This window comes from Blautia faecis, from assembly GCF_020554845.1.
In the GTDB taxonomy this organism is placed as follows: domain Bacteria; phylum Bacillota; class Clostridia; order Lachnospirales; family Lachnospiraceae; genus Blautia_A; species Blautia_A faecis.
Genome location: NZ_JAJCIA010000021.1, coordinates 1 through 20,812 on the forward strand (window position 1 = coordinate 1; position 20,812 = coordinate 20,812).

The 20,812-nt window shown below is 44.0% G+C and carries 16 protein-coding genes and 1 pseudogene; 13 read left to right on the forward strand and 4 right to left on the reverse strand.

Annotated features, from left to right (window positions below; all coding sequences use genetic code 11):
• The first annotated feature begins 591 nt into the window (after positions 1 to 591).
• The 3 genes from LIZ66_RS11240 to LIZ66_RS11250 are packed head-to-tail and all read left to right on the forward strand — an operon-like array spanning position 592 to position 3,361.
• On the forward strand, positions 592 to 1,617 hold the full coding sequence (locus tag LIZ66_RS11240; RefSeq protein WP_173769729.1) for an ABC transporter substrate-binding protein: 1,026 nt from the start codon (positions 592 to 594) through the stop codon (positions 1,615 to 1,617).
• A 22-nt stretch (positions 1,618 to 1,639) separates the two neighbouring features.
• Positions 1,640 to 2,566: an ABC transporter permease gene (locus tag LIZ66_RS11245; protein ID WP_227200969.1), complete on the forward strand. Its 927-nt coding sequence runs from the start codon at positions 1,640 to 1,642 to the stop codon at positions 2,564 to 2,566.
• 3 nt (positions 2,567 to 2,569) lie between these two features.
• Positions 2,570 to 3,361 (forward strand): ABC transporter ATP-binding protein, encoded by a 792-nt coding sequence (locus LIZ66_RS11250; RefSeq protein ID WP_173715484.1) that lies wholly within the window; start codon positions 2,570 to 2,572, stop codon positions 3,359 to 3,361.
• Between the two features lie 86 nt (positions 3,362 to 3,447).
• Here the strand turns inward: LIZ66_RS11250 and LIZ66_RS11255 are convergent, their stop codons facing one another.
• Positions 3,448 to 4,761 (reverse strand): tRNA(Met) cytidine acetate ligase, encoded by a 1,314-nt coding sequence (locus LIZ66_RS11255; protein WP_173772398.1) that lies wholly within the window; start codon positions 4,759 to 4,761, stop codon positions 3,448 to 3,450.
• Between the two features lie 165 nt (positions 4,762 to 4,926).
• Here LIZ66_RS11255 and pta point away from each other — a divergent pair, with 165 nt between their 5' ends.
• From pta to LIZ66_RS18780, 7 genes are all read left to right on the forward strand, one after another.
• Positions 4,927 to 5,931 carry a phosphate acetyltransferase gene (gene pta / locus LIZ66_RS11260; RefSeq protein ID WP_118580048.1) on the forward strand — a complete coding sequence of 335 codons (1,005 nt, stop codon included), beginning with the start codon at positions 4,927 to 4,929 and terminating at the stop codon, positions 5,929 to 5,931.
• A 127-nt stretch (positions 5,932 to 6,058) separates the two neighbouring features.
• Entirely contained in the window at positions 6,059 to 7,249 is a 1,191-nt protein-coding gene (locus tag LIZ66_RS11265) for an acetate/propionate family kinase (RefSeq protein ID WP_118580050.1), read from the forward strand.
• Positions 7,250 to 7,531: 282 nt separating this feature from the next.
• Complete coding sequence (locus LIZ66_RS11270) at positions 7,532 to 8,059, forward strand: YceD family protein (RefSeq protein ID WP_173772396.1); 528 nt, start codon at positions 7,532 to 7,534, stop codon at positions 8,057 to 8,059.
• Positions 8,060 to 8,064: 5 nt separating this feature from the next.
• Positions 8,065 to 8,247 carry a 50S ribosomal protein L32 gene (rpmF, locus tag LIZ66_RS11275; RefSeq protein ID WP_077610953.1) on the forward strand — a complete coding sequence of 61 codons (183 nt, stop codon included), beginning with the start codon at positions 8,065 to 8,067 and terminating at the stop codon, positions 8,245 to 8,247.
• A 136-nt stretch (positions 8,248 to 8,383) separates the two neighbouring features.
• Complete coding sequence (locus tag LIZ66_RS11280) at positions 8,384 to 9,271, forward strand: alpha/beta hydrolase (protein ID WP_173772394.1); 888 nt, start codon at positions 8,384 to 8,386, stop codon at positions 9,269 to 9,271.
• A gap of 184 nt (positions 9,272 to 9,455) precedes the next feature.
• Complete coding sequence (locus tag LIZ66_RS11285; RefSeq protein ID WP_227200968.1) at positions 9,456 to 11,537, forward strand: hypothetical protein; 2,082 nt, start codon at positions 9,456 to 9,458, stop codon at positions 11,535 to 11,537.
• Positions 11,515 to 13,464: a GHKL domain-containing protein gene (locus LIZ66_RS18780; RefSeq protein WP_227200967.1), complete on the forward strand. Its 1,950-nt coding sequence runs from the start codon at positions 11,515 to 11,517 to the stop codon at positions 13,462 to 13,464. Before LIZ66_RS11285 ends, LIZ66_RS18780 begins: the two co-directional genes overlap by 23 nt.
• A 72-nt stretch (positions 13,465 to 13,536) precedes the next feature.
• On the opposite strand, the gene LIZ66_RS18575 is transcribed toward LIZ66_RS18780, so the two are convergent.
• Positions 13,537 to 13,848, reverse strand: coding sequence for a LytTR family transcriptional regulator DNA-binding domain-containing protein (locus LIZ66_RS18575; RefSeq protein WP_308768432.1), 312 nt, complete (start codon positions 13,846 to 13,848; stop codon positions 13,537 to 13,539).
• Between the two features lie 57 nt (positions 13,849 to 13,905).
• Positions 13,906 to 14,184, reverse strand: a pseudogene (locus tag LIZ66_RS18580) (LytR/AlgR family response regulator transcription factor); the annotation flags it as partial.
• Positions 14,185 to 14,464: 280 nt separating this feature from the next.
• Here LIZ66_RS18580 and LIZ66_RS11300 point away from each other — a divergent pair.
• On the forward strand, positions 14,465 to 15,088 hold the full coding sequence (locus LIZ66_RS11300) for a hypothetical protein (RefSeq protein WP_173769732.1): 624 nt from the start codon (positions 14,465 to 14,467) through the stop codon (positions 15,086 to 15,088).
• Between the two features lie 176 nt (positions 15,089 to 15,264).
• Here LIZ66_RS11300 and LIZ66_RS11305 read toward each other — a convergent pair whose 3' ends face one another.
• Positions 15,265 to 17,202 carry a glycoside hydrolase family 2 protein gene (locus tag LIZ66_RS11305; RefSeq protein ID WP_227200966.1) on the reverse strand — a complete coding sequence of 646 codons (1,938 nt, stop codon included), beginning with the start codon at positions 17,200 to 17,202 and terminating at the stop codon, positions 15,265 to 15,267.
• Positions 17,203 to 17,487: 285 nt separating this feature from the next.
• On the opposite strand from LIZ66_RS11305, the gene LIZ66_RS11310 reads away from it, so the two are divergent.
• Together LIZ66_RS11310 and LIZ66_RS11315 are read left to right on the forward strand one after the other, a co-directional pair.
• Positions 17,488 to 18,849, forward strand: a complete 1,362-nt coding sequence (locus LIZ66_RS11310; protein WP_173715490.1) for an MATE family efflux transporter — start codon at positions 17,488 to 17,490, stop codon at positions 18,847 to 18,849.
• 60 nt (positions 18,850 to 18,909) lie between these two features.
• A complete protein-coding gene (locus tag LIZ66_RS11315; protein WP_226838006.1) occupies positions 18,910 to 20,775 on the forward strand; it encodes an ABC-F family ATP-binding cassette domain-containing protein in 1,866 nt (621 codons plus the stop codon).
• Positions 20,776 to 20,812 lie beyond the last annotated feature (37 nt).

Consider the following 20,812-nt stretch of genomic DNA (forward strand, 5'->3'; position numbering starts at 1 on the left):
CTATCCCCTCAAGATTGAGGGGCAGGGGAGTTGAAGTGTCGAAGACACTTTTTTAGATAAATTTGCACTTGACATTCTTACATCACTGTGCTAAAGTATAAATCAGTTAAACCGATGAGAAAGAGTAGTAAATCAGATGTGACATTTAGTCGTTATGAATGGACTGAATAATGACTTATCAGAGAGCGAAGGATGGTGTGATCTTCGTATGAAGCGGCTGATGGAATGGACTTTCGAGGGCGGCCCGAAATTATATTTCAGGAGAGTAGGCGCCGACGGGAACCGAACCCGTTACCAATCAGGAGTGTATGTTTGTACATGAGAAAGTGGACGATTTGTCAATTTGAGTGGCACCGCGATAATAAGATTTTATTACCGTCTCAAAGAGCAACAGGGAATGTTGTTTTTTGAAGACGGTTTTTTGATATCCATTTTACCACTCATTCTTTCTCGCAGACAAGATGCAGAAGATCGGCTTAGTTATCTTCTGGAGCCTGTTTGAAAATCATTTCCGTAAAGTGTGACACATATTATGCGGAAAGCCTTTTTTAACATGCTCCCGCCAATTTTAAGAGAGAGAGGAAAAACACTATGAAAAAAAGAATGATCGCAATCGCAGCAGCAACAATGGCAACTATGATGATGGCAACACCTGTTCTTGCAGAGGACTACAAGATCGGTATCTGCAATTATGTAGATGACGCATCTCTGAACCAGATCGTAGACAATCTGGAAAGCCGCCTGAAAGAAATCGGTGATGAGAAGGGTGTAAACTTTGATATTTCCTATGACAATTGTAATGCAGATGCCAATGTTATGGAGCAGATTATTTCTGATTTCCAGGCAGACGGTGTAGACCTTATGGTTGGCGTTGCAACACCAGTAGCTATGCGTATGCAGGCAAGCACAGAAGGAACTGACACACCGGTTGTATTCTCCGCAGTATCGGATCCGGTTGGTGCAGGTCTTGTAGAGTCCCTGGAGGCACCTGGTGCAAATCTTACCGGAACAAGCGATTATCTGGATACCGCTTCCATTATGAAACTGATCGAAGCTGTAAATCCGGATACCAAGAAGATCGGACTTTTATATGATATTGGACAGGATTCCTCTACAGCAGCCATCGAGGCAGCAAAAGCTTACATGGATGAGAACGGAATCGAATATGTTGAGCGTACCGGAACCACTACTGATGAAGTTCAGCTTGCAGCAGATGCACTTGTTGCAGATGGTGTTGACGCAGTGTTTACCCCAACTGATAATACTATTATGACAGCAGAGCTTTCTATTTATGAGAAATTTATTGATGCAGGAATTCCGCATTACACAGGAGCTGATTCCTTTGCGTTAAATGGTGCTTTCGCAGGGTATGGTGTTGATTACGCAAATCTTGGAGCAAAAACAGCAGATATGGTTGCCGATATTCTTCTGAATGGTGCTGATCCGGCAACCACTCCTGTAGAAACCTTTGACAATGGTACTGCTACTGTAAACACAGAAACATGCGAAGCTCTTGGCCTTGATTTTGAAACTGTCAAAGCTGCTATGGAGCCGCTCTGCACACAGGTAAATGAGATCGTTACAGCAGAGAGCTTTAACGAACTGGAAGCAAATTAACGATTAACCGGAGGAAATGATTGTGACACTGGCTACTGCACTCTCCTTAGGAGAAACTGCCCTGAAACTTGGACTGATCTGTTCCCTGACTGTCCTTGCATTGTTTTTAAGTTATTCCATGCTGAATGTCTGCGACCTTTCTACAGACGGCTGCTTTACATTAGGAGCCGCTGTAGGAGCCGCTGTGGCGGTCAGCGGACATCCTTTTTTATCAATACTAGCAGCAATGCTTGCCGGAATCTGTTCTGGTTTTGTAACCGGATTTTTGCAGACAAAAATGGGAGTAGACAGTCTGCTTGCGGGAATTATTGTGAATACAGGATTGTATTCGATTAACATAGCAGTGATGGGAGGCTCTTCCCTGATCAACATGAACCGTACAGATACGGTGTTTTCCATGATGAAGGATGTTCTGGAAGATACCCCTCTGAAGGGAAGAACAGATATAATTGTTGCGCTGATCGCAGTAGCAGCAGTGGTTGCTTTTCTGGTGGTATTTTTAAAGACACGACTTGGCCTTGCAATCCGTGCTACAGGAAATAATGCAGATATGGTGAAGTCGTCGTCTATCAACCCGGTATTTACAACGATTATCGGACTTTGTATTGCAAACTCTTTTACAGCACTGTCCGGATGCCTTCTTTCCCAGTCCCAGAAATCTGTGGACATTAACATTGGTCAGGGAATGGTTACCATTGCGCTTGCATCCCTTCTGATCGGAGGAACAATTCTTGGAAAAGGCGGAATTTTTGTAAGAGCTGTGGGAATGGTATTGGGTTCTTTTGTTTTCCGACTGGTTTATACGGTGGCTTTAAGATTTAATATGCCGGCGTTTATGCTGAAACTGGTATCTTCTGTGATTGTTATTCTGGCAATTTCCGGCCCTTATCTGAAACGACAGTGGCCGCAGCTGAAAAGAAGAATGACGCACAAGAAGGGAGGAATCTGATCCATGTTAAAGCTTTCACATATTTCCAAAACCTTTAATCCGGGAACAGTAAATGAAAAAGTGGCAATCAGAGATTTGTCTCTGCATCTTGAAAAAGGCGATTTTGCAACAATTATCGGTTCCAACGGAGCTGGTAAATCTACTATGTTCAATGCCATCTGTGGGGATTTTCTCACAGATTCCGGATCTATTGTTCTGGATGGAGAGGATATTACATTTCTGCCACAGCATGCCAGAGCAAAAAATATTGGAAGACTGTATCAGGATCCGATGCGGGGAACTGCTCCTGGAATGACGATTCTGGAGAACCTTGCGCTTGCTGCAGGTCAGGGAGGCTGGCTTTCCCGTATTTCCAAAAGTGATAAACAGCGTTTTCGTGAACAGCTTGCACTTCTGGATATTGGCCTTGAAGACCGCATGAACCATCCGGTGGGACTTCTTTCAGGCGGTCAGAGACAGGCACTTACTCTTTTGATGGCAACTATGAATCCACCGAAACTGCTTCTTCTGGATGAGCATACAGCAGCTCTTGATCCGGGAACAGCCGAGAAGGTGCTGAACCTGACCAGCAGGATCGTGGAAGAACATCATCTGACCTGTCTGATGATCACCCACAATATGCAGTCTGCACTGGAACTTGGAAATCGTATTCTGATGATGGATTCCGGTGATATTGTTCTGGATATCAAGGAAGAGGAGAAAAAAGGTCTTACTGTGGAAGGGCTGCTTGACAAGTTTAAAGTTGGAGCAGGAAAGAAGCTGGATAATGACCGCATTCTTCTTTCTAATGAGTAAGATTGAGTAAGACGAAATGGATAAAAGTGAGCCCTGGCTATTGTACGGAATTGCAGTAGCCGGGGCTCTTTATGCAGTTGAGAATATTATACAATAATAATTTGTTGTCTGTATTCATGAACATAAGAAGTACTGTTTTTTTGTGCCAGAATGCTTTCGTAAAGATTGGATGCGAAAGTTGTTTCATTTAGTAAATCCATAGCTTGCGGTGCGTTTTCAAGCACTGCGGCAGCATCCGGCAGTCTGGTAAGCAGAGGAATGCTGCTGCATTTTTTTATTTTGCCCAGAAGCGCAGAACTGTTTTTTCGAAATCCCAGAACCCGGGCGTAGGGAATCTGCGCTGGCACACTCTGAATATGAAGAAGCATGTGAAGCAGTGCTCTCTGGATCCTGGTGCGTGTGATCTCCTTGGTTTTCAGGAGGTCGGTAAACTGGGAAAAGGTTTTATACTGATCCCTGCAGGAGAGAATCCTTCTGGCAAGAGCGTGGGACATGTCCTGGTATGTGCACAGGCTTTCTTCTGTTTCCTGAAGAAGACAGTAGCGGTAAAGCGTGTCCAGATCGTTTTCCAGAAGATAATGATTTCCGGAAATTGCCTGCAAAAATAGTTCCAGGGAATTTGCTGGTAAAAATTTTTTTGCCATATCAGCAAGAAACGCAAAATTCTGTATTGAGGTTTCTGATGCTTCAGATAAAAAGCAGTGGGAATGCTCGGTATCGGACCAGTCCCCTTTGGGTGGAGCGTTGAAATCCAAAATGGCATTCCGAATAGCAGAAGCAGAAGGAAAGTGATTTTCAGACAGAGTATTTTCGTGATAATCATTTCCTTCCCGCTTAATGGAAACCGGTGAAATAGAGCTGTTTTCCCTTAGAATAGCTTTACAGTATTCAATTCCCAGAATATTATTGGGGGAAGAGAGCAATTGCTGGTATTTTTCTGATTCGGGAAAAACTGCAGAGAGAGCCATGCTTCTGGCCTTTGGAAAAGTCATTCCGTTTTTCAGATTCCGGCGAAGGGCGGCCTGAAAAGTTTCCGGCTCCTCTGCCAGGATTTTGGCCAGCTCCATAAGCGCATCCGTATCACCGCATTCACTTCCGAAACAAAGTATATCTGTAACCCCAAGTCCATCCAGAAGCTGTACGCCTCCTCTGGCAAATAACTCTGCACTGGCAGAAGAAATGGAAACCGGCAGCTCCAGAACCAGGTCTGCGCCGCTCCGAAGAGCCATTTCTGCACGTACATATTTTGAAAAAAGAGCAGGGGTTCCTCTTTGCACGAAATCACCACTCATGGCGATAACTACATAGTCTGTCCTTAGTTTTTCTTTTATATAGTTTATCTGATATTCATGTCCTGTATGGAATGGATTGTATTCTGCAATAATTCCGGCTGTTTTCATAAAATTGCACCTCAAAAAATACGTTGTTCTTCCATATTCTAACATTGAAAAGCTTGAAATACAAGGCGGGGTGGCGTATAATGAGGATAAGTTACTGAAAGGGAAAGGGATATTTATGCCAGTTCCCAGAGGATTACTGTAACAAATGAAAGGAGCCATTTAATCATGGGATTTATTGATGTAATCAAAGAAAGAGCAAAATCCAGCATTAAGACAATCGTACTGCCAGAGACAGAGGACATGAGAACTCTTGAAGCAGCAGACAAAATTTTAAAAGAGGGAATTGCTAAGCTTGTACTTGTTGGTAATGAGGAAGCAGTTAAGAAGAGCGCAGCTGAAGGCGGCTTCGACATTTCCGGTGCACAGATCGTAGATCCTGCAACATCTGAGAAGACTCAGGGATATATTGACAAATTAGTAGAGTTAAGACAGAAAAAAGGCATGACACCAGAGCAGGCTAAGGAGATCCTTCTGAACCAGTATCTGTATTATGGTGTTATGATGGTTAAGATGGGCGATGCAGACGGTATGGTTTCCGGAGCTTGCCACTCTACAGCTGATACCTTAAGACCATGCCTTCAGATCCTGAAGACAAAACCAGGTACCAAGCTTGTTTCCGCATTCTTCCTGATCATCGTTCCGGATTGCGAGTACGGCGCTAACGGTGCATTCGTATTCGGTGATTCCGGTCTGAACCAGAACCCGAATCCAGAAGAACTTGCAGCAATCGCAGCTTCTTCTGCTGAGTCCTTCAAGCTTCTTGTACAGGAAGAGCCTGTAGTAGCTATGCTTTCCCATTCTACAAAGGGAAGTGCGAAACATGCAGATGTTGATAAAGTTGTTGAGGCTACCAGGATTGCGAAAGAGCAGAATCCGGACCTTGCACTTGACGGAGAGTTCCAGCTGGATGCGGCTATCGTTCCAAGCGTAGGTGCTTCTAAAGCTCCGGGAAGCCCGGTTGCAGGTAAGGCTAACGTTCTTATCTTCCCAGACCTTGATGCAGGAAACATCGGATACAAGCTGGCTCAGCGTCTTGCAAAAGCAGAAGCTTACGGACCTATCACCCAGGGTATCGCAAAACCTGTAAATGACCTGTCCCGTGGATGCTCCGCTGACGATATCGTTGGTGTTGTAGCTATCACATCCGTACAGTGCCAGGCTCAGGACTAATTTGGAATTAGTCTGAAAAGGGCTGAATCGTATTGTGATTGAGGGCACATGCCCTTGAAGAGATACCAGAGGAATAAAATATCTGGTGTCAGGTAATACATAATCATGTAAACAGGAGAGTAAAAAAATGAATGTATTGGTAATTAACTGCGGTAGTTCTTCTTTAAAATACCAGTTGATCGATTCCGACACAGAAGCTGTTCTTGCAAAAGGACTTTGCGAGAGAATCGGAATTGACGGAAGACTGGTATACCAGAAAGCCGGAAATGACAAAGAAATCACAGAGGCTTCCATGCCGACTCATAAAGAAGCCATCCAGATGGTTCTGGAAGCTCTTACAAATGAGAAAACAGGCGCGATCAAGAGCCTTGCAGAGGTTAATGCAATTGGTCACCGTATCGTACACGGCGGCGAGAAATTCGCTTCTTCCGCTATCATCACAGATGAGATGATCAAAGCAGTAGAAGAGTGCAACGATCTTGCACCGCTTCACAACCCGGCAAACCTGATTGGTATCCGCGTATGCTCCGAGCTTATGCCAAACGTACCTCAGGTAGGTGTATTCGATACCGCATTCCATCAGACAATGCCTGCAAAAGCATATTTGTACGGACTTCCGATCGAGTACTACAAGAACTACAAAGTAAGAAGATACGGCTTCCACGGAACCTCCCACAGCTTCGTATCCAAACGTGCTGTTGAGTTCCTTGGCCTTGACAAAGATAACTCCAAGGTTATCGTTTGCCACCTTGGAAACGGTTCTTCCATCAGTGCTGTACAGAATGGCAAATGCGTAGATACTACAATGGGTCTTACTCCTCTTGAAGGTGTTGTAATGGGTACACGTTCCGGAAGCATTGATCCGGCTATCGTTGAGTACATTGCAAAGAAAGAGAACCTGGATCTTGCAGGTGTTATGAATGTTCTCAATAAGAAATCAGGTCTTCAGGGTATGTCCGGTGTTTCCAGTGATATGCGTGACCTTAGAGCAGCTGCTGCTGAGGGCAACGAGGATGCTAAGAATGCAATCGAAGTTCTCTGCTATGGTATTGCGAAATATGTAGGTGGATATGTAGCAGCTATGAACGGTGTTGATGCGATCGTGTTTACAGCTGGTATCGGCGAGAATGTTGGCATGATTCGTGAGAAAGTCTGCTCTTATCTTGGATTCCTTGGTGTTACAATTGATGCCAAGGCTAACGAGGCTATGGGCGAGGAAGTTGTTATTTCCGGTGCTGACTCCAAGGTAAAGGTTGCAGTTATCCCGACTAACGAGGAGCTTGCAATCTGCCGTGATACGGTAGCACTTGTAAAATAATTAGCTGCAGTGTGATCAGCAGTACATGGCAAAGTCAGTTGCTGAGAGGCAGGCTGCTTTGCGGTAATACTGCATTACTTTATAGAAATGCATAAATCCTGTCAGAGAATCATACACTCTGGCAGGATTTTATATGCAACAGGAAATTGATTTAATATTCCACCTGAAATTTCGCCAGCTTTTGTAATTTTTTTGAAAAATTATTGTATATAAGGGAAAATTCAAGTTGACAAATAATGACAGGGTATGTATAATTGATTAAGTGTGAATAGGGAGACGATTATGCAGATACATTTATCAGACATTTCATCCAGCGAAGGTAAGAGTCAGCACTACAGTGTTGCTTTTGAGATGGATACCATCACCTTCCAGCAGGGAACCTTTCCAGTACTGGCTAAGGAACCTGTAGAGCTTATGATTACGAATACCGGCGACAGAGTTCTGGAACTGGAGGGAAGCGGTCTTGTGACTGTTGGAATTCCATGTGACAGATGTCTGGAAGAGGTTAGGACCAGGATTCCTTTTGAATTCAAGAGGAAACTCGACATGAAGCTTACGGATGAAGAACGTGTGAATGATCTGGATGAGAGCAGCTATCTCACCGGCTATGACCTGGATGTGGACCGTTTGGTCTATCTTGAGGTACTGATGAGCTGGCCTTTGAAAGTCTTATGTAAAGAAGACTGCAAAGGGATTTGCAGCAGATGCGGGAAGAACCTGAATGATGGTCCCTGCGGATGTGCCGAGGAGCCTAAGGATCCCCGTATGGCAGCTATCAGTGATATATTCAGTAAATTTAAGGAGGTGTAACCGAAATGTCCATCTGCCCAAAGAATAAATCTTCCAAAGCAAGACGCGATAAGAGAAGAGCAAACTGGAAAATGAGCGCTCCGAACCTTGTAAAATGCAGCAAATGCGGCGCACTTATGATGCCACACAGAGTTTGCAAGGCTTGCGGAAGCTATAACAAAAAAGAGATCGTTAAAGTTGAAGACTAATAGCGAATCTTTAAAGAACACCTGAGTTGATTAGGTGTTCTTTTTTTATGCAGCAAGCAGGATTCTTTCCTGTTGTTTTTTCTATATAATTCATTTATAATATTCACAGAAAAATACATTACCTGGAGGAACTACAATGTCTGAATTAAGCGATAAGATCAGATCAGAATTTAAAAAGGCAGATGATGAGCGCGATGCTCTTATGAATACCCCGGAAGACATCGAACGTTGGGATAATATTGTATATGGACATGATGACAGGGAGATGCAGAGACTGGACGTATACAGGCCGAAGCAGGCACAGGGAGAAGACCTTCCGATCATTATCAGCGTTCATGGAGGAGCCTGGATGTATGGAGATAAAGAAAGATACCAGTACTATTGTATGAGTCTTGCACAGCGAGGATTTGCAGTTGTAAACTTTACATATCGTCTGGCTCCTGAGAGCAAATTTCCAGCACAGTTAGAGGATGTAAATCTGGTATGCAAGTGGGTGATGAAGCGTGCAGGAAGATTCCATTTTGATACAGAACGTATTTTTGCAGTAGGAGATTCTGCAGGAGCTCATCTTCTGGGACTTTATGCAGCAATCTGTACGAATCCGGCATATGCTGCCAAATATGATTTTGCTGTACCAGAGGGCTTTGCCCTTACTGCAATTGCTTTAAATTGCGGTGTGTACAGGATCCCAAGGGAAGGGGCAGACAATATGACTATGCTGATCATGAAGGAACTTCTTCCGGAAGGCGGTACAGAGGAAGAACTGGAGAGCATTGATGTACTGAACGGCATTACAGATGTTTATCCTCCTGTATTTTGCATGACTTCCGTGGCAGATCATCAGAAAGCACAGGCACCTGCATTAGTTCAGAAACTGATGGAGAACAATGTGCCCTTTGTATATCGTATGTTTGGAGATAAGGTTAATAAACTTGGTCACGTGTTCCACTGCGATGTAAAAACAATTGATGCTGCCCAGTGCAATGATGCAGAATGTGATTTTTTCAGGGAGTTTTGTTTCTGATAGTAGGACATTCATGTAAAACATATTACGGTACAATGCAAAGTTAGAGCCTTTTTCAAACACGCTCTTGTTGTTGTAATAAAGTAAACAGTAACACCCATTTTTCACGGAAACCTGCGGTTCGCCACAGGTTTCTTGTATTATACGATGAAATCTTATATGCTTGGGATAAGGGAGAAAATCAATGAAAAAAAGGTTAAAAGGTCTGATAAGTGTTTTTTTATTTTTGCTTTGCATATTTGCCTGGAAAAGCGTGCAGGAAGTAAGGGCAGCAGAAAATGTAATAAGGGATTTTTCCAGAATTTTCTACATACCTGCCGGAGCAGTTTTGAAAGGCGGAAGCCTGCAGAAACTGCAGGAAATTTATGATGGCATGAGCTGCATTGCATATACAGAAGATGGAGAAGAGCTTTATCTGGATGCAATCTGGGACTATTCCGGAATTGATATTCAGACTGTGGGAGCCTATAAGATTACAGGGACAGTGAGACTTCCGGAAGGATATACAAGCAATGTCGGTCTTCCGGAATGGACAGCATGGATTTCTGTACAGAATCCGGGACAGCCGGAGATTCAGGTGTATTCCCGAATGATTTCAGCAGGTATTTACTATTTTCCATGGATCACAGAGCAGAATCCAGATATGATGGAAATATGGCTTCAAAAAGAAGGAGAGGACTGGGTAAATGTAAGCGAGGAAGGATATGGATTTGCGGATACCGATGGGATGTATCTTTCCTGCCAGAGTATGATAGCTGAAAATATATATACACTGACAGTTGTTTATAATGAAGGGAAAACCAGAAATCTTAAATACCGCTATCAGTCAGATGGAAGCCTGGAGATACTCAGTTATCAGCCTGGAACAATTGGCGGGACAGTATCAAAAGATACTGTTATCCGTTCCTGCGAGGAGATTGACGAAAAGAGCCTGCAGCGCTGCATGGTATATGCGGTGCGGGCGGGGCAGAGTCTGGCAGAAGTACGGACCGAGCTGGAGGAGACTTTTTATATTTTGGGGAGCACCTGTGAAGAATATGAGGATACTGCGGCCCATCCGGCTTTTATCATGCATTCAGTATGGGATTTCAGTCAGGTTGATGTAAATGCTCCTGGCGTTTATAAAGTGACGGGAACTTTTGCAGCTCCAGAAGGCTGCACGGTGGATCAGGAGCTTACTGTTCCGGGGGCAGCTGCTTATATTACTGTTCAGCGCCCGGATCAGCCGGAAGTACAGACGTGCTGTGTGGTTGGCGTGGATGTTCTGTTCTTTCCTATGATATTAGACTGTTTTACAGATGAACAGCTGGACAATCTGCAGGTATATCTGCTGGAAAATAATGAAGATAAAGAAATAGGCAAAAGTAATTCCTATTTTGACAGAAAGGGGCTGTATCTGAAAAAAAGTGTTCTTAAAGCTGGCAGGGAATATGGAATTTACGTAACCTATCCAGGTGGAAGTACCGGGGTATATACTTTTGTGTATGGTGGGGAGCTTATTTCTAATGAGCACTGGTACAAGCGCAATTATGCAGACAGGGATGGCAAAGAGCTTCCGGATATTGACGATGAAACGGAGCGGGTAACGGATACTTCCGCCATCCTTGTAGGAAACAGGCTGCTGGATCTTATGAAGAATGGTGTAAAGCTGATTCCTTTTGAAGGAGACGGAGTGCTGGTAAGGGTTCCTGTGGAAGTGGTAAAAGACTGGAATATAAAAGCGGAGGATCAGATTGAGACAGACATTTCCTGGGTGGGAAGTGATGTTTCTGTAAAAATTTTCAAAAACGGAGAAGCTGTTACAGATATTCCAGGAGCTACCGTGGAGATTCCGTATGCGAACCGTGACTCTCAGACTATGCTGACAGACGAAGAAGGTAACTCCTATACAGGTTCGGTAAATGATGAACAGAACGCTGCGGTGATTCCCATTGATAAAACCGGAGATTATACAGTGGAAGAGCAACCACAAAATCAGACAGAGAATGGTGGAAACACAGAAGAGGATAATCCGGAAGGAGACAGTCTGGAAAATGCGGCGGACTCAGGGGAAGAAAAGCTGTCAGAACAGGTTGAGGAACTTCTTTCGGAAGATGTAAAAAACCAGAAAGCGAATTCAGATGAGAATCTTAACAGTCAACATAAAAAAACGGCTTCAATTGTTATAATAATTGTAATTTTGTTAATATTGTTATGGAATATACCAATGAGACGCAGCAAAAAGCTCCGAAAGGGGGAACGGGGTGAAGGAGAACAAAGCAAATAAAAAAGGAAGGAAGCTGCTGTGGGGAACTGTAATCATAACCATGATTCTATCCTTTATGTTTTTTTACGTGTTGTATTGTTCAAATAACAAATATATGACAAGAGAGGAAAAAGCCATACACGGACTTTTGTATGCAGATGGCTCCTATGAGAGCTTTCCTGTCTATTATTTGTCCAGAGAATGGGAATATTATCCGGATGCACTTCTTACGCCGGAGGATGATCTGGATAAATATTATTTTCGTTATATTTCTATTGGGGAATATGGCGGAATGGAACTTGGAAACAGTGGGAGAAGTCCGTATGGGAGTGGTACATACCGGTTAAAAATCATGCTTCCCGCTGAGCAGCATACATATGGTTTGTATCTGCCGGAAATTTTTTCAGCATATAATTTGTATGTGGATGGTGTTCTGGTCGGACAGATGGGAAATCCGGACCCGGATCATTATGTGGAACGGACTCAGAACAGAATGTTTACCTTCAAGGCCAATACTTCATTAGAAATTCTGATTGCAGTGACAGATAAAAGCTCTGCTTCGCCGGGAATCCAGAGTGTACCTGTTTTTGGAAATCCTTTAAAAATAAACACCATAAGGGGAATTGCGGTGTTTATCAATTCCTCTGTATTTACCTTGATCATTCTGGTTCTGGCGTTTTCCGTATGGGCATTTTTTAAAACCAGAAGCAGGGAAAATGTACTTTTTGCAGGAGTATGCCTTTGTGTGCTCGGGTATACCTGCTATCCCCTTCTGCATACATACCTGGCGCTAAGAGTACAGCCCTGGTTCTCTGTTGAAATGCTGTTCTATTTTCTCGCTTTTCCGGCAATGCTTTTGCTGGAATATGAGATCACCGGGCAAAAGTATAAGTGGATGGCATGGGGGGTTCTTGCTACAGCTGTGGCAGGTCTTGGGGTTACGCTTGCCGGGATTTTTGCCGGGGGAATGGAGACCGCAGCTCTTTCTTATGGTATTTCAGCGGCAACGGAGGTGCTGAAATGGTTTACTGCTGTATGTCTTGTTTTAACTGCGTTTTTCTATACGGAAGGGATGCAGGGCATTTCGCTTCTTACAGGAACCGTAATTTATGCAGTATCTCTGGCAGCAGATCGCATATGGTCTTTGTATGATCCGATTATTGGCGGCTGGTTTCCAGAATGGGGCGGCGTCATTTTGACAGGTATATTTGGAATGCTTCTCTGGAGAAAACTGACAGAAGGCTATCGGATGCGGCTGATTTATGAAGAACAGTCCAGACAGATGGAATTGCGTCTGCTTATGCAAAAGGAGCATTATGAGAAGTTAACTGATGCGCTGGAAGAGGCAAGCCGTACAAGACATGACTTCAGACAGTATATCCGTACTGCTTCCATTCTGCTGGAACAGGAACATTATGAAGAACTGAAAGAGTATTTTCATCAGTTCGCACAGGAGAGCACCAAAAAAATGCAGACACCAGTATGCTATTGCAAGAACATGTCTGTGGATGCAATCTTACATTACTATGCGTCACAGCTGGAGCAAAAAGGTATAAAGTACAGATATTCAGTAGAGGTTCCAGAGAAAATGAAAATTTCTGATCTGGATATCTGCAGGATTTTTGGTAATCTGATGGAAAATGCAGTGAGAGCAGTGCAAAAAGAAGAGAACGCGGATGAGGCTTATGTAAATTGCATCTGCAAAGTAAAAATGGGAAAACTTCTGATCAATATTGAAAACACCTATGCAGGAGAAGTGCAGAGAAATGGGGCAGCTTTTTATTCCACAAGTCACAGCGGGCAGGGAATTGGAATTGCTTCTGTTTACAAAACAGCAGAGAAATATGGTGGATATGCCGACTTTTCTGCCAGAAACGGTATATTCCGGGCGAATGTGTTTATTCCATTGGAAGATATGGATTTACGGCTTTCTGACAAAGCTGACTGACAGGCTGAGAAATTTTGCCGGGTCTTTCTTCCACATAAAAAGTCTGCGCAACCAGTTGTGCAGACTTTTGTATTATGAGAAAAGATAATTCAGATATTCCTTCTTGATTGCGTTAGCTCCCCGTTTACGGATCTGGACGGTTTCCTGGTTGTCCAGAAGAAAGCCCTCCTCCAGTGTTTTGTAAATGCGGTCCATATTCACAAGACAGCCGCGGTAGCAGGAGAGAAAACAGGGGAGATCGTGAATCAGTTCCTCGAATTTCTGGAAAGTCAGGTATGTGCGCAGAACTCCTGCGTCTGTGTGAAGCTGGACAGCATTGTGAAAGGTGTCTGCATATAAAATGGTTTTTACAGGAACACGTAGAAGGGTACGGTCGCAGATCACCTCTATATATCGTGTATCCTGTGCACGCTTGATCTGAATGGAGTCCAATACCTTTGTGAGCTTGTTTGTATCAAGAGGCTTCAGAAGATAATAAGCTGCCTGCACGTCGTAACTGGCAACCGCAAAAGCATCGCTGCTGGTAACAAAAATAAGAGCACAGGAGTCGCCTTTTTCCCGAAGCTGGGCGGCCAAGTCCATACCATTGGCCTGCTTTATGTAGATATCAAGAAAAATCAGGTCATAACTGCCGGGAGAATAGCTGTTCCAGAAGTCTTCAGGTGAAGAGAAGGTATGTAATTGGACAGATATCTGTCTTTGGTCATAATGTTCCCGGGCAGCTTCTGCAAGTGCATCAAGATCCTACTGCACATCATCAATTATTGCAATGTTCAATGCTGAAATCCTCCAAAAGAATGAAAACCTGCAGTAAATCAAAATGTTGCTGTGAACAGTAACATCAAAAAATCACTGAAAGTGTCATTTCATCCCATGTATATTGTTTTTTCAAAATAAATCGGATATAGTAATCTCAAGGTGATGAGGCGTTAGAAAGTATTGTAAGCTTTTTAGGTCCTCTATATAATATCACAAAATATGATAAAAGTGAGGTAGAAAAATGAAAAACTGGAAAAAAGTTATGGCTATGTTGTGTGCCGCAGCAATGGTAACCGGATCTTCTGCTCCTGTATGGGCAGAGGCAGATGCAGCAGAAGATACTGAGGCTGCAGATGATGAGATTACAGAATTAACAATGGACATGCTTGATGAAGCTGCATATGAAGGAACATGGTTATCTTTTGAGCCAGGCTTCGATCTCTATGTACCAAGTAACTGGGACGTTCTGGAAATCTCAGATGAAGATGCTGCAGACGGTGTTATGTTCCAGGCACAGGATCCGGATTCTGAAGAAGGCGTGAACATGGTAGTGACTGCTACAGATGTTGGAACAGAGTATGATCTGTATTCCATGGCTGATGAGCTGGCTACAGAGTATGAAGATGTTGAGAAGGTTTGCATTAACGGACTCTATGCAGTTTCCTTCGAGACTGAAAGTACATACGGAATCGCTTTCCTGGAGGATGCTGAGGGAATGATGTACAATGTACAGATCGGACCGAAATCTGACGACATTCAGCCTATCGCTGAGACACTTTTCGTTTCTCTGATCAAGACAGAAGACAATGTGGAAAATGCAGAGGCTGAGACCGATGCGGCAGCTGACGAAGAAGCAGCAAACTAATTGCTATAAATGCAATCAGCAGTAATAGCTAATTTAAATGCGAAACGTGAATGTCAGCTGGAAATAAATTTTGAAGCTGGCGCTTAAGAAAACAAAACAGAAGCTATGCAGTATATGGAAAAAGACTGCATGGCTTCTGTTTTTTTTGTTTCATCAGATAAATATGCGTTTAACAGTTAGCTGTGTAAAGATTTCTTCAGCTTCGTATTCCATTTCTGTACAATCAACGGATTCATTTTAATCTTTTTACGATCGTAAGTGATCAGTCCGTTGGTTTCTTCTTCAATATCAGAAAGCTGCGTGAAAACAGTTGCAGAGTATCCTTTTTTTACAGAAGGTACGATAGTGTTTTCCATCAACCTGGAGAAGCCGTCGGTAAGCGCCTCGCTGGTGGTAAATTTCTTATATCCGTAAATATTTTTACAGGCACTGTGCTCATGCAGGCGAAGAGAGTAACCTCCAAATTCAGATAAAGCAAGTACGCGGTCTGATTCTGGTACTGGAAGTCCAAGAAAATAATAATGGAGACTGTTAATATCACCACAGCCCTGATCAAACCATCCACTGGCAGAATCTACCAAGCGGGAAGGATCAAGCCGGTGAATAAAATCTGTGATTTTTTTGGTTGAAAACTGTCCCCATCCTTCGTTGAAAGGTACCCATGTGACGATGGAAGGATGATTATACAGTGTCCTGACCATATCCCGGATATTGTCAATGTATTCCTGACGGCCAAATACATCTGTGCGGGAGAGCAGGCGGGCGTGGAGGTCTTTTACTGGAATGCGCATCCAGTTTAATAATGTGGCCAGATAGGTGACAAACCAGTGATGGTAGGAAGAACCGCCGTTAGGCATATCCTGCCATACCAGCATTCCCATGCGGTCACAGTGGAAATACCAGCGGTCTGCTTCAATCTTGCCATGCTTGCGGAGCATATTAAAACCAAGATCTTTCATTGCACGAATATCGTAGATGAGAGCTTCATCTGAAGGTGCTGTATAAAGCCCGTCGGGCCAGTAGCCCTGATCCAGCACGCCGCTCTGAAAATATGGCTGATTGTTCAGGAAAAAGCGGGGATAGCCATCGTCAGCTATCTGTACGTCACATTTGCGGAGTGCGAAATATCCAAGAATCCGGTCTTTGCCATATTCCAGGGAATAGGGGTAAAGCCATGGCTCTTTGGGAGTCCAGGACTTCTGCATATTTTCCGGGATGGAGAGGGTGGCTTCTTTTCCGGGACGGATTGCGGCGGTAGTTATTTCATCCTGGCATAATGTATCGTTAAGTCCGTCTGCTTCGAGAAAAACAGGTGGATAAACCTTACAGATCACATTGGATGAATTCTGCCTGTCAGGTGAAAAAGCCAAAACAGTTTCCTGAGAATCTGTCTGATCCGCTGCCATGGGTCTTATATGGGCGGGAGATGCATTTTCGGTCGAGGATGCGGAGGATACGCGGATTCGCATCCGGACCAGACTATTGTCCAAATCCGGGGTAACACGCACATCTCTTATGTATTCGTTTGGTACGATCTCCATCCATACAGTCTGCCATATCCCGCTCTGGGCAGTATAGAACATACCGCCGCGTTTCAGCTGCTGTTTGCCTCTGGCATGATAGGAGGTGTCACTGAAGTCATGGACACTTATTAGGATAGAGACTGTGAGATCTTCTGTAATAAAGTCTGTAATATCTGTGGTAAATGGAAGGTAGCCTCCCTTGTGATAGGTGACGAACTTTCTGTTAATGTACACACTGCAGATCTGATCTACAGCTCCAAAATGCAGAAGAAGCCGCTGACTTTCTGTATCTAAGCAGTTCTCTGGCAACTGGATGGTACGGGAATACCATAAGGTTTCATCAGGCAAAAGCTGGCGCTTTACCTGGGAAAGAGGTGCTTCCGGTGAAAAGGGCACTAAAATCTGTCCGTCAAAGGGGAAATATTCGCTTTCGTAAAATTGCCATGGAAGAATGCGGCTGTCAGTAATCAGATAGTCCCACATGCCGTTCAGATTGATCCAGTGACGGCGTACCATATCCGGACGAGGATATTCTTTCAGAGTCTGTCCCAGGGCAGCCGCTTTGCTCCAAATGGTTTCCAGATTTTTCAAATATATGTCCTCCTTAAATTTACGAAAAGTATGAAAAAATAATTATAATGATATGTCTTATTATACACGAAATAAGGAGGTTTGCAATTGGATTTGTGAAAACCTGAGAACCTGGGCGCGAAATCATGTGAATGTATGATTTCTGTCCATCGCGAAGCGTGTTGCTGTGAACGAAGTGATCAGAAACACGATTGCAGGGCGTAGAGTGAACAGCACATCGCAACTTACGATTGAAAAAGCAGGTGTGGTATGTTACGATAAAAAGGATTGATGGAGGGGAAAAAGATGAATAATTCACAAAACAAAAATCTGCTGACAGAAGGGTCTATCTGGAAGAAACTGATGGGATTTGCGTTCCCGCTTTTTCTGGGAAACCTGTTCCAGCAGCTGTACAATACAGCAGATTCTCTGATCGTGGGAAACTTTCTGGGAAGTGATGCACTGGCTGCGGTAAGTTCATCCGGCAGTCTTACATTTCTGCTGGTAGGATTTTTTCAGGGCCTTGCTATGGGAGCAGGCGTTATCATAGCGAGATATTTTGGCGCAAGGCAGAAGAAGGAGCTTCACAGGGCGATTCATACCACGGTGGCTTTTGGTATTCTGTGCGGTATACTTCTTACAGCTGGCGGTGTTGTGCTTGCACCGAAGATTCTGATCCTTATGAAAACACCGGCAGATATTTTGCCGAAATCCACCCTGTATTTCCAGGTATATGCCATGGGATCCCTGGGGCTGGTTCTTTATAACAATTTTGTAGGCATTATGCAGGCAGTGGGAGACAGCCGTCATCCATTGTATTACCTGATTTTTTCATCGCTTTTGAATGTAGCTCTGGATATGTTTTTTGTAGGCGGACTTGGAATGGGTGTGGAGGGCGCAGCTCTTGCCACTATCATTTCCCAGTTTATGAGTGCATTTTTGTGCCTGTACCGTCTGATGAAAAAAAGCCCGGAGGAGTATACGGTTTCCCTTAGGGATGTTCGCCTGGACTCCTATATGCTGAAACAGATCGTATCCAACGGTCTTCCTGCCGGCATCCAGAACTCCGTGATCGCCATTGCAAACGTGGTAGTGCAGTCTAATATCAACAGCTTCGGCAAGCTGGCTGTTGCTGGATGCGGGGCATATTCCAAGGTTGAGGGATTTGGTTTTCTGCCTATTACCTGTTTTTCTATGGGGTTGACCACATTTATCAGTCAGAATCTGGGCGCAAAGAAATATGACAGGGCAAAAAAAGGAGCACGTATTGGTATCCTCTGCAGTATTTCGATGGCAGAGATAGTGGGAATTATTGTGTATTTTGCAAGCCCGGTATTTATTGCCGCTTTTAACAATGATCCGAAAGTGATTGCTTTCGGAGTGAAAGAGGCACATATCATTACTCTGTTCTATTTTCTGCTTGCCTTTTCCCATTGCATTGCAGGACTTATGCGCGGAGCGGGAAGAGCTACGGTGCCCATGTTTGTTATGCTGGGCTGCTGGTGCGTGATCCGTGTGACTTATATAACCATCGCTGTGAAGCTGCATCCGGTGATCCAGACTGTATTCTGGGCGTATCCGCTGACCTGGTCATTAAGCTCCATTCTGTTTTTGATTTTTTATCTGAAATCAGACTGGATCCATGGTTTTGAGAAAAAAAGAAACTGACAGAGGCGGAAAATACTGAAATAAATGCCAGTGGATGGTGAAAAAGGAGTTATGGTTTTTATGAATGTACTGAATATTGAACATGTAAGCAAGATTTTTGGAGATAAAAAGATTTTTGATGATATTTCCTATGGAATTCATGATGGGGATAAAATCGGAATCATTGGAATCAATGGAACAGGAAAAAGTACTCTGCTGAAAATCGTTGCAGGGGAAGAGGAGACAGATGAGGGACAGGTGATTTCCCAGAATGGCCTTCGTATCACCTATCTGCCTCAGATGCCAGATTTTCCAAAAGGTGCCATTGTACAGGACTATGTGGCTGATGGGAAATGGCAGAAGGACTGGAGCACGGATAGTGAGGCCAGAAATATTTTGAATAAGCTGGGGATTACAGAACATGATGTCCCTGTGGAGCAGCTTTCCGGTGGACAGAAGAAGCGTGTAGCTCTGGCCAGAACTCTGGTAAACCCTTCTGATGTGCTGATTTTGGATGAGCCTACCAACCATCTGGATAATGAGATGGTAACCTGGCTGGAGGATTATCTGAACCGGTTTAAAGGCGTTGTGATCATGGTTACGCATGACCGTTATTTCCTTGACAAAGTTACCAATAAAATTCTGGAGATCAGTCATGGAAAAGTATATTCCTATGATGCCAATTATTCAGGATTTCTGGAATTAAAAGCACAAAGAGAAGAGATGGAGCTGGCTTCTGAGAGGAAGAGACAGAGCATTCTCCGTATGGAGCTGGAATGGGCGAAGCGTGGCTGCCGTGCAAGAAGCACCAAGCAGCGCGCTCGTCTGGAGCGTCTGGAAGCGTTAAAAAATGGCAAGGCGCCTGTTCAGGAGACAGATGTGCAGATGGACTCTGTGGAGACCAGAATGGGGAAAAAGACAGTAGAGCTTCATCACATTTCCAAAAGCTATGGCGATAAGGTGATTCTGGATGATTTTGACTATATTGTGCTGAGAAACCAGAGACTTGGAATTATCGGACCAAATGGATGCGGAAAATCTACTTTGATCCGTATTATTGACGGAATGGTGGAACCGGATTCCGGTACCGTGGAGATCGGGGAGACGATCCGGATCGGTTACTTTGCCCAGGAAGTGCCGGACATGGATGGAAACCAGCGGGTGATTGATTATATCCGTGATGTGGCAGAGTTTATTCCTACCCGTGATGGAAAGATCAGTGCATCTATGATGCTGGAGCGCTTTCTTTTTGATTCTGCAATGCAGTATACACCGGTAGCCAAGCTGTCAGGAGGAGAGAAGAGACGTCTGTATCTCCTGAAGGTACTGATGGAGGCGCCAAATGTACTTCTTCTGGATGAGCCAAGTAATGATTTGGACATTCCTACACTGACAATTCTCGAAGATTATCTTTCTACATTTTCGGGAATTGTGATCACGGTATCTCACGACCGCTATTTCCTGGATGATGTGGTGGACCGCATTTTTGCCTTTGAAGGGAATGGAAAACTGACCCAGTATGAGGGTGGTTATACAGATTATGCGGAGGCGAAAGCGCGGAAATATGGGGCTGGAAGCAGTGAAATTGGTGCCGGGGCCGGCAGCAGTTTGTCGGATAAAGCAGCTTCCGGAAATAACAGTACAGAGGATGAAGGGAAAAAACCTACCAGAAAAGACTGGAAGCAGGGACAGAAGTCTGAAAAACTGAAATTTACTTATAAAGAAGAACGGGAATATGCTGTTATTGATGAGGATATAGCCAGACTTGAAGAGAAAATTGCCAGGCTGGAGAATGATATGATGGCAAATGCCACCAATTCCGTGAAGCTTCGTGAGATTATGGCAGATAAAGAGGCGGCGGAGAAGCAGCTGGAAGAGAAAATGGATCGCTGGGTGTATCTGAATGATCTGGCGGAGCAGATTGAGGCACAGAAAAATAATGGATAAAGGTGACAGGAAGCTGCATGCTTCGAAAGCCCATAAA

What these genes read in the sequence shown, in the direction of transcription:
- rpmF (WP_077610953.1), top strand. Translation starts at nt 8,065, where the DNA reads ATGTCCATCTGCCCAAAGAATAAATCTTCCAAAGCAAGACGCGATAAG.
- LIZ66_RS11255 (WP_173772398.1), bottom strand. Translation starts at nt 4,761, where the DNA reads ATGAAAACAGCCGGAATTATTGCAGAATACAATCCATTCCATACAGGA.
- LIZ66_RS11240 (WP_173769729.1), top strand. Translation starts at nt 592, where the DNA reads ATGAAAAAAAGAATGATCGCAATCGCAGCAGCAACAATGGCAACTATG.
- LIZ66_RS11285 (WP_227200968.1), top strand. Translation starts at nt 9,456, where the DNA reads ATGAAAAAAAGGTTAAAAGGTCTGATAAGTGTTTTTTTATTTTTGCTT.
- LIZ66_RS11280 (WP_173772394.1), top strand. Translation starts at nt 8,384, where the DNA reads ATGTCTGAATTAAGCGATAAGATCAGATCAGAATTTAAAAAGGCAGAT.
- LIZ66_RS11300 (WP_173769732.1), top strand. Translation starts at nt 14,465, where the DNA reads ATGAAAAACTGGAAAAAAGTTATGGCTATGTTGTGTGCCGCAGCAATG.
- LIZ66_RS11270 (WP_173772396.1), top strand. Translation starts at nt 7,532, where the DNA reads ATGCAGATACATTTATCAGACATTTCATCCAGCGAAGGTAAGAGTCAG.
- LIZ66_RS11265 (WP_118580050.1), top strand. Translation starts at nt 6,059, where the DNA reads ATGAATGTATTGGTAATTAACTGCGGTAGTTCTTCTTTAAAATACCAG.
- LIZ66_RS11315 (WP_226838006.1), top strand. Translation starts at nt 18,910, where the DNA reads ATGAATGTACTGAATATTGAACATGTAAGCAAGATTTTTGGAGATAAA.
- pta (WP_118580048.1), top strand. Translation starts at nt 4,927, where the DNA reads ATGGGATTTATTGATGTAATCAAAGAAAGAGCAAAATCCAGCATTAAG.
- LIZ66_RS11250 (WP_173715484.1), top strand. Translation starts at nt 2,570, where the DNA reads ATGTTAAAGCTTTCACATATTTCCAAAACCTTTAATCCGGGAACAGTA.
- LIZ66_RS11310 (WP_173715490.1), top strand. Translation starts at nt 17,488, where the DNA reads ATGAATAATTCACAAAACAAAAATCTGCTGACAGAAGGGTCTATCTGG.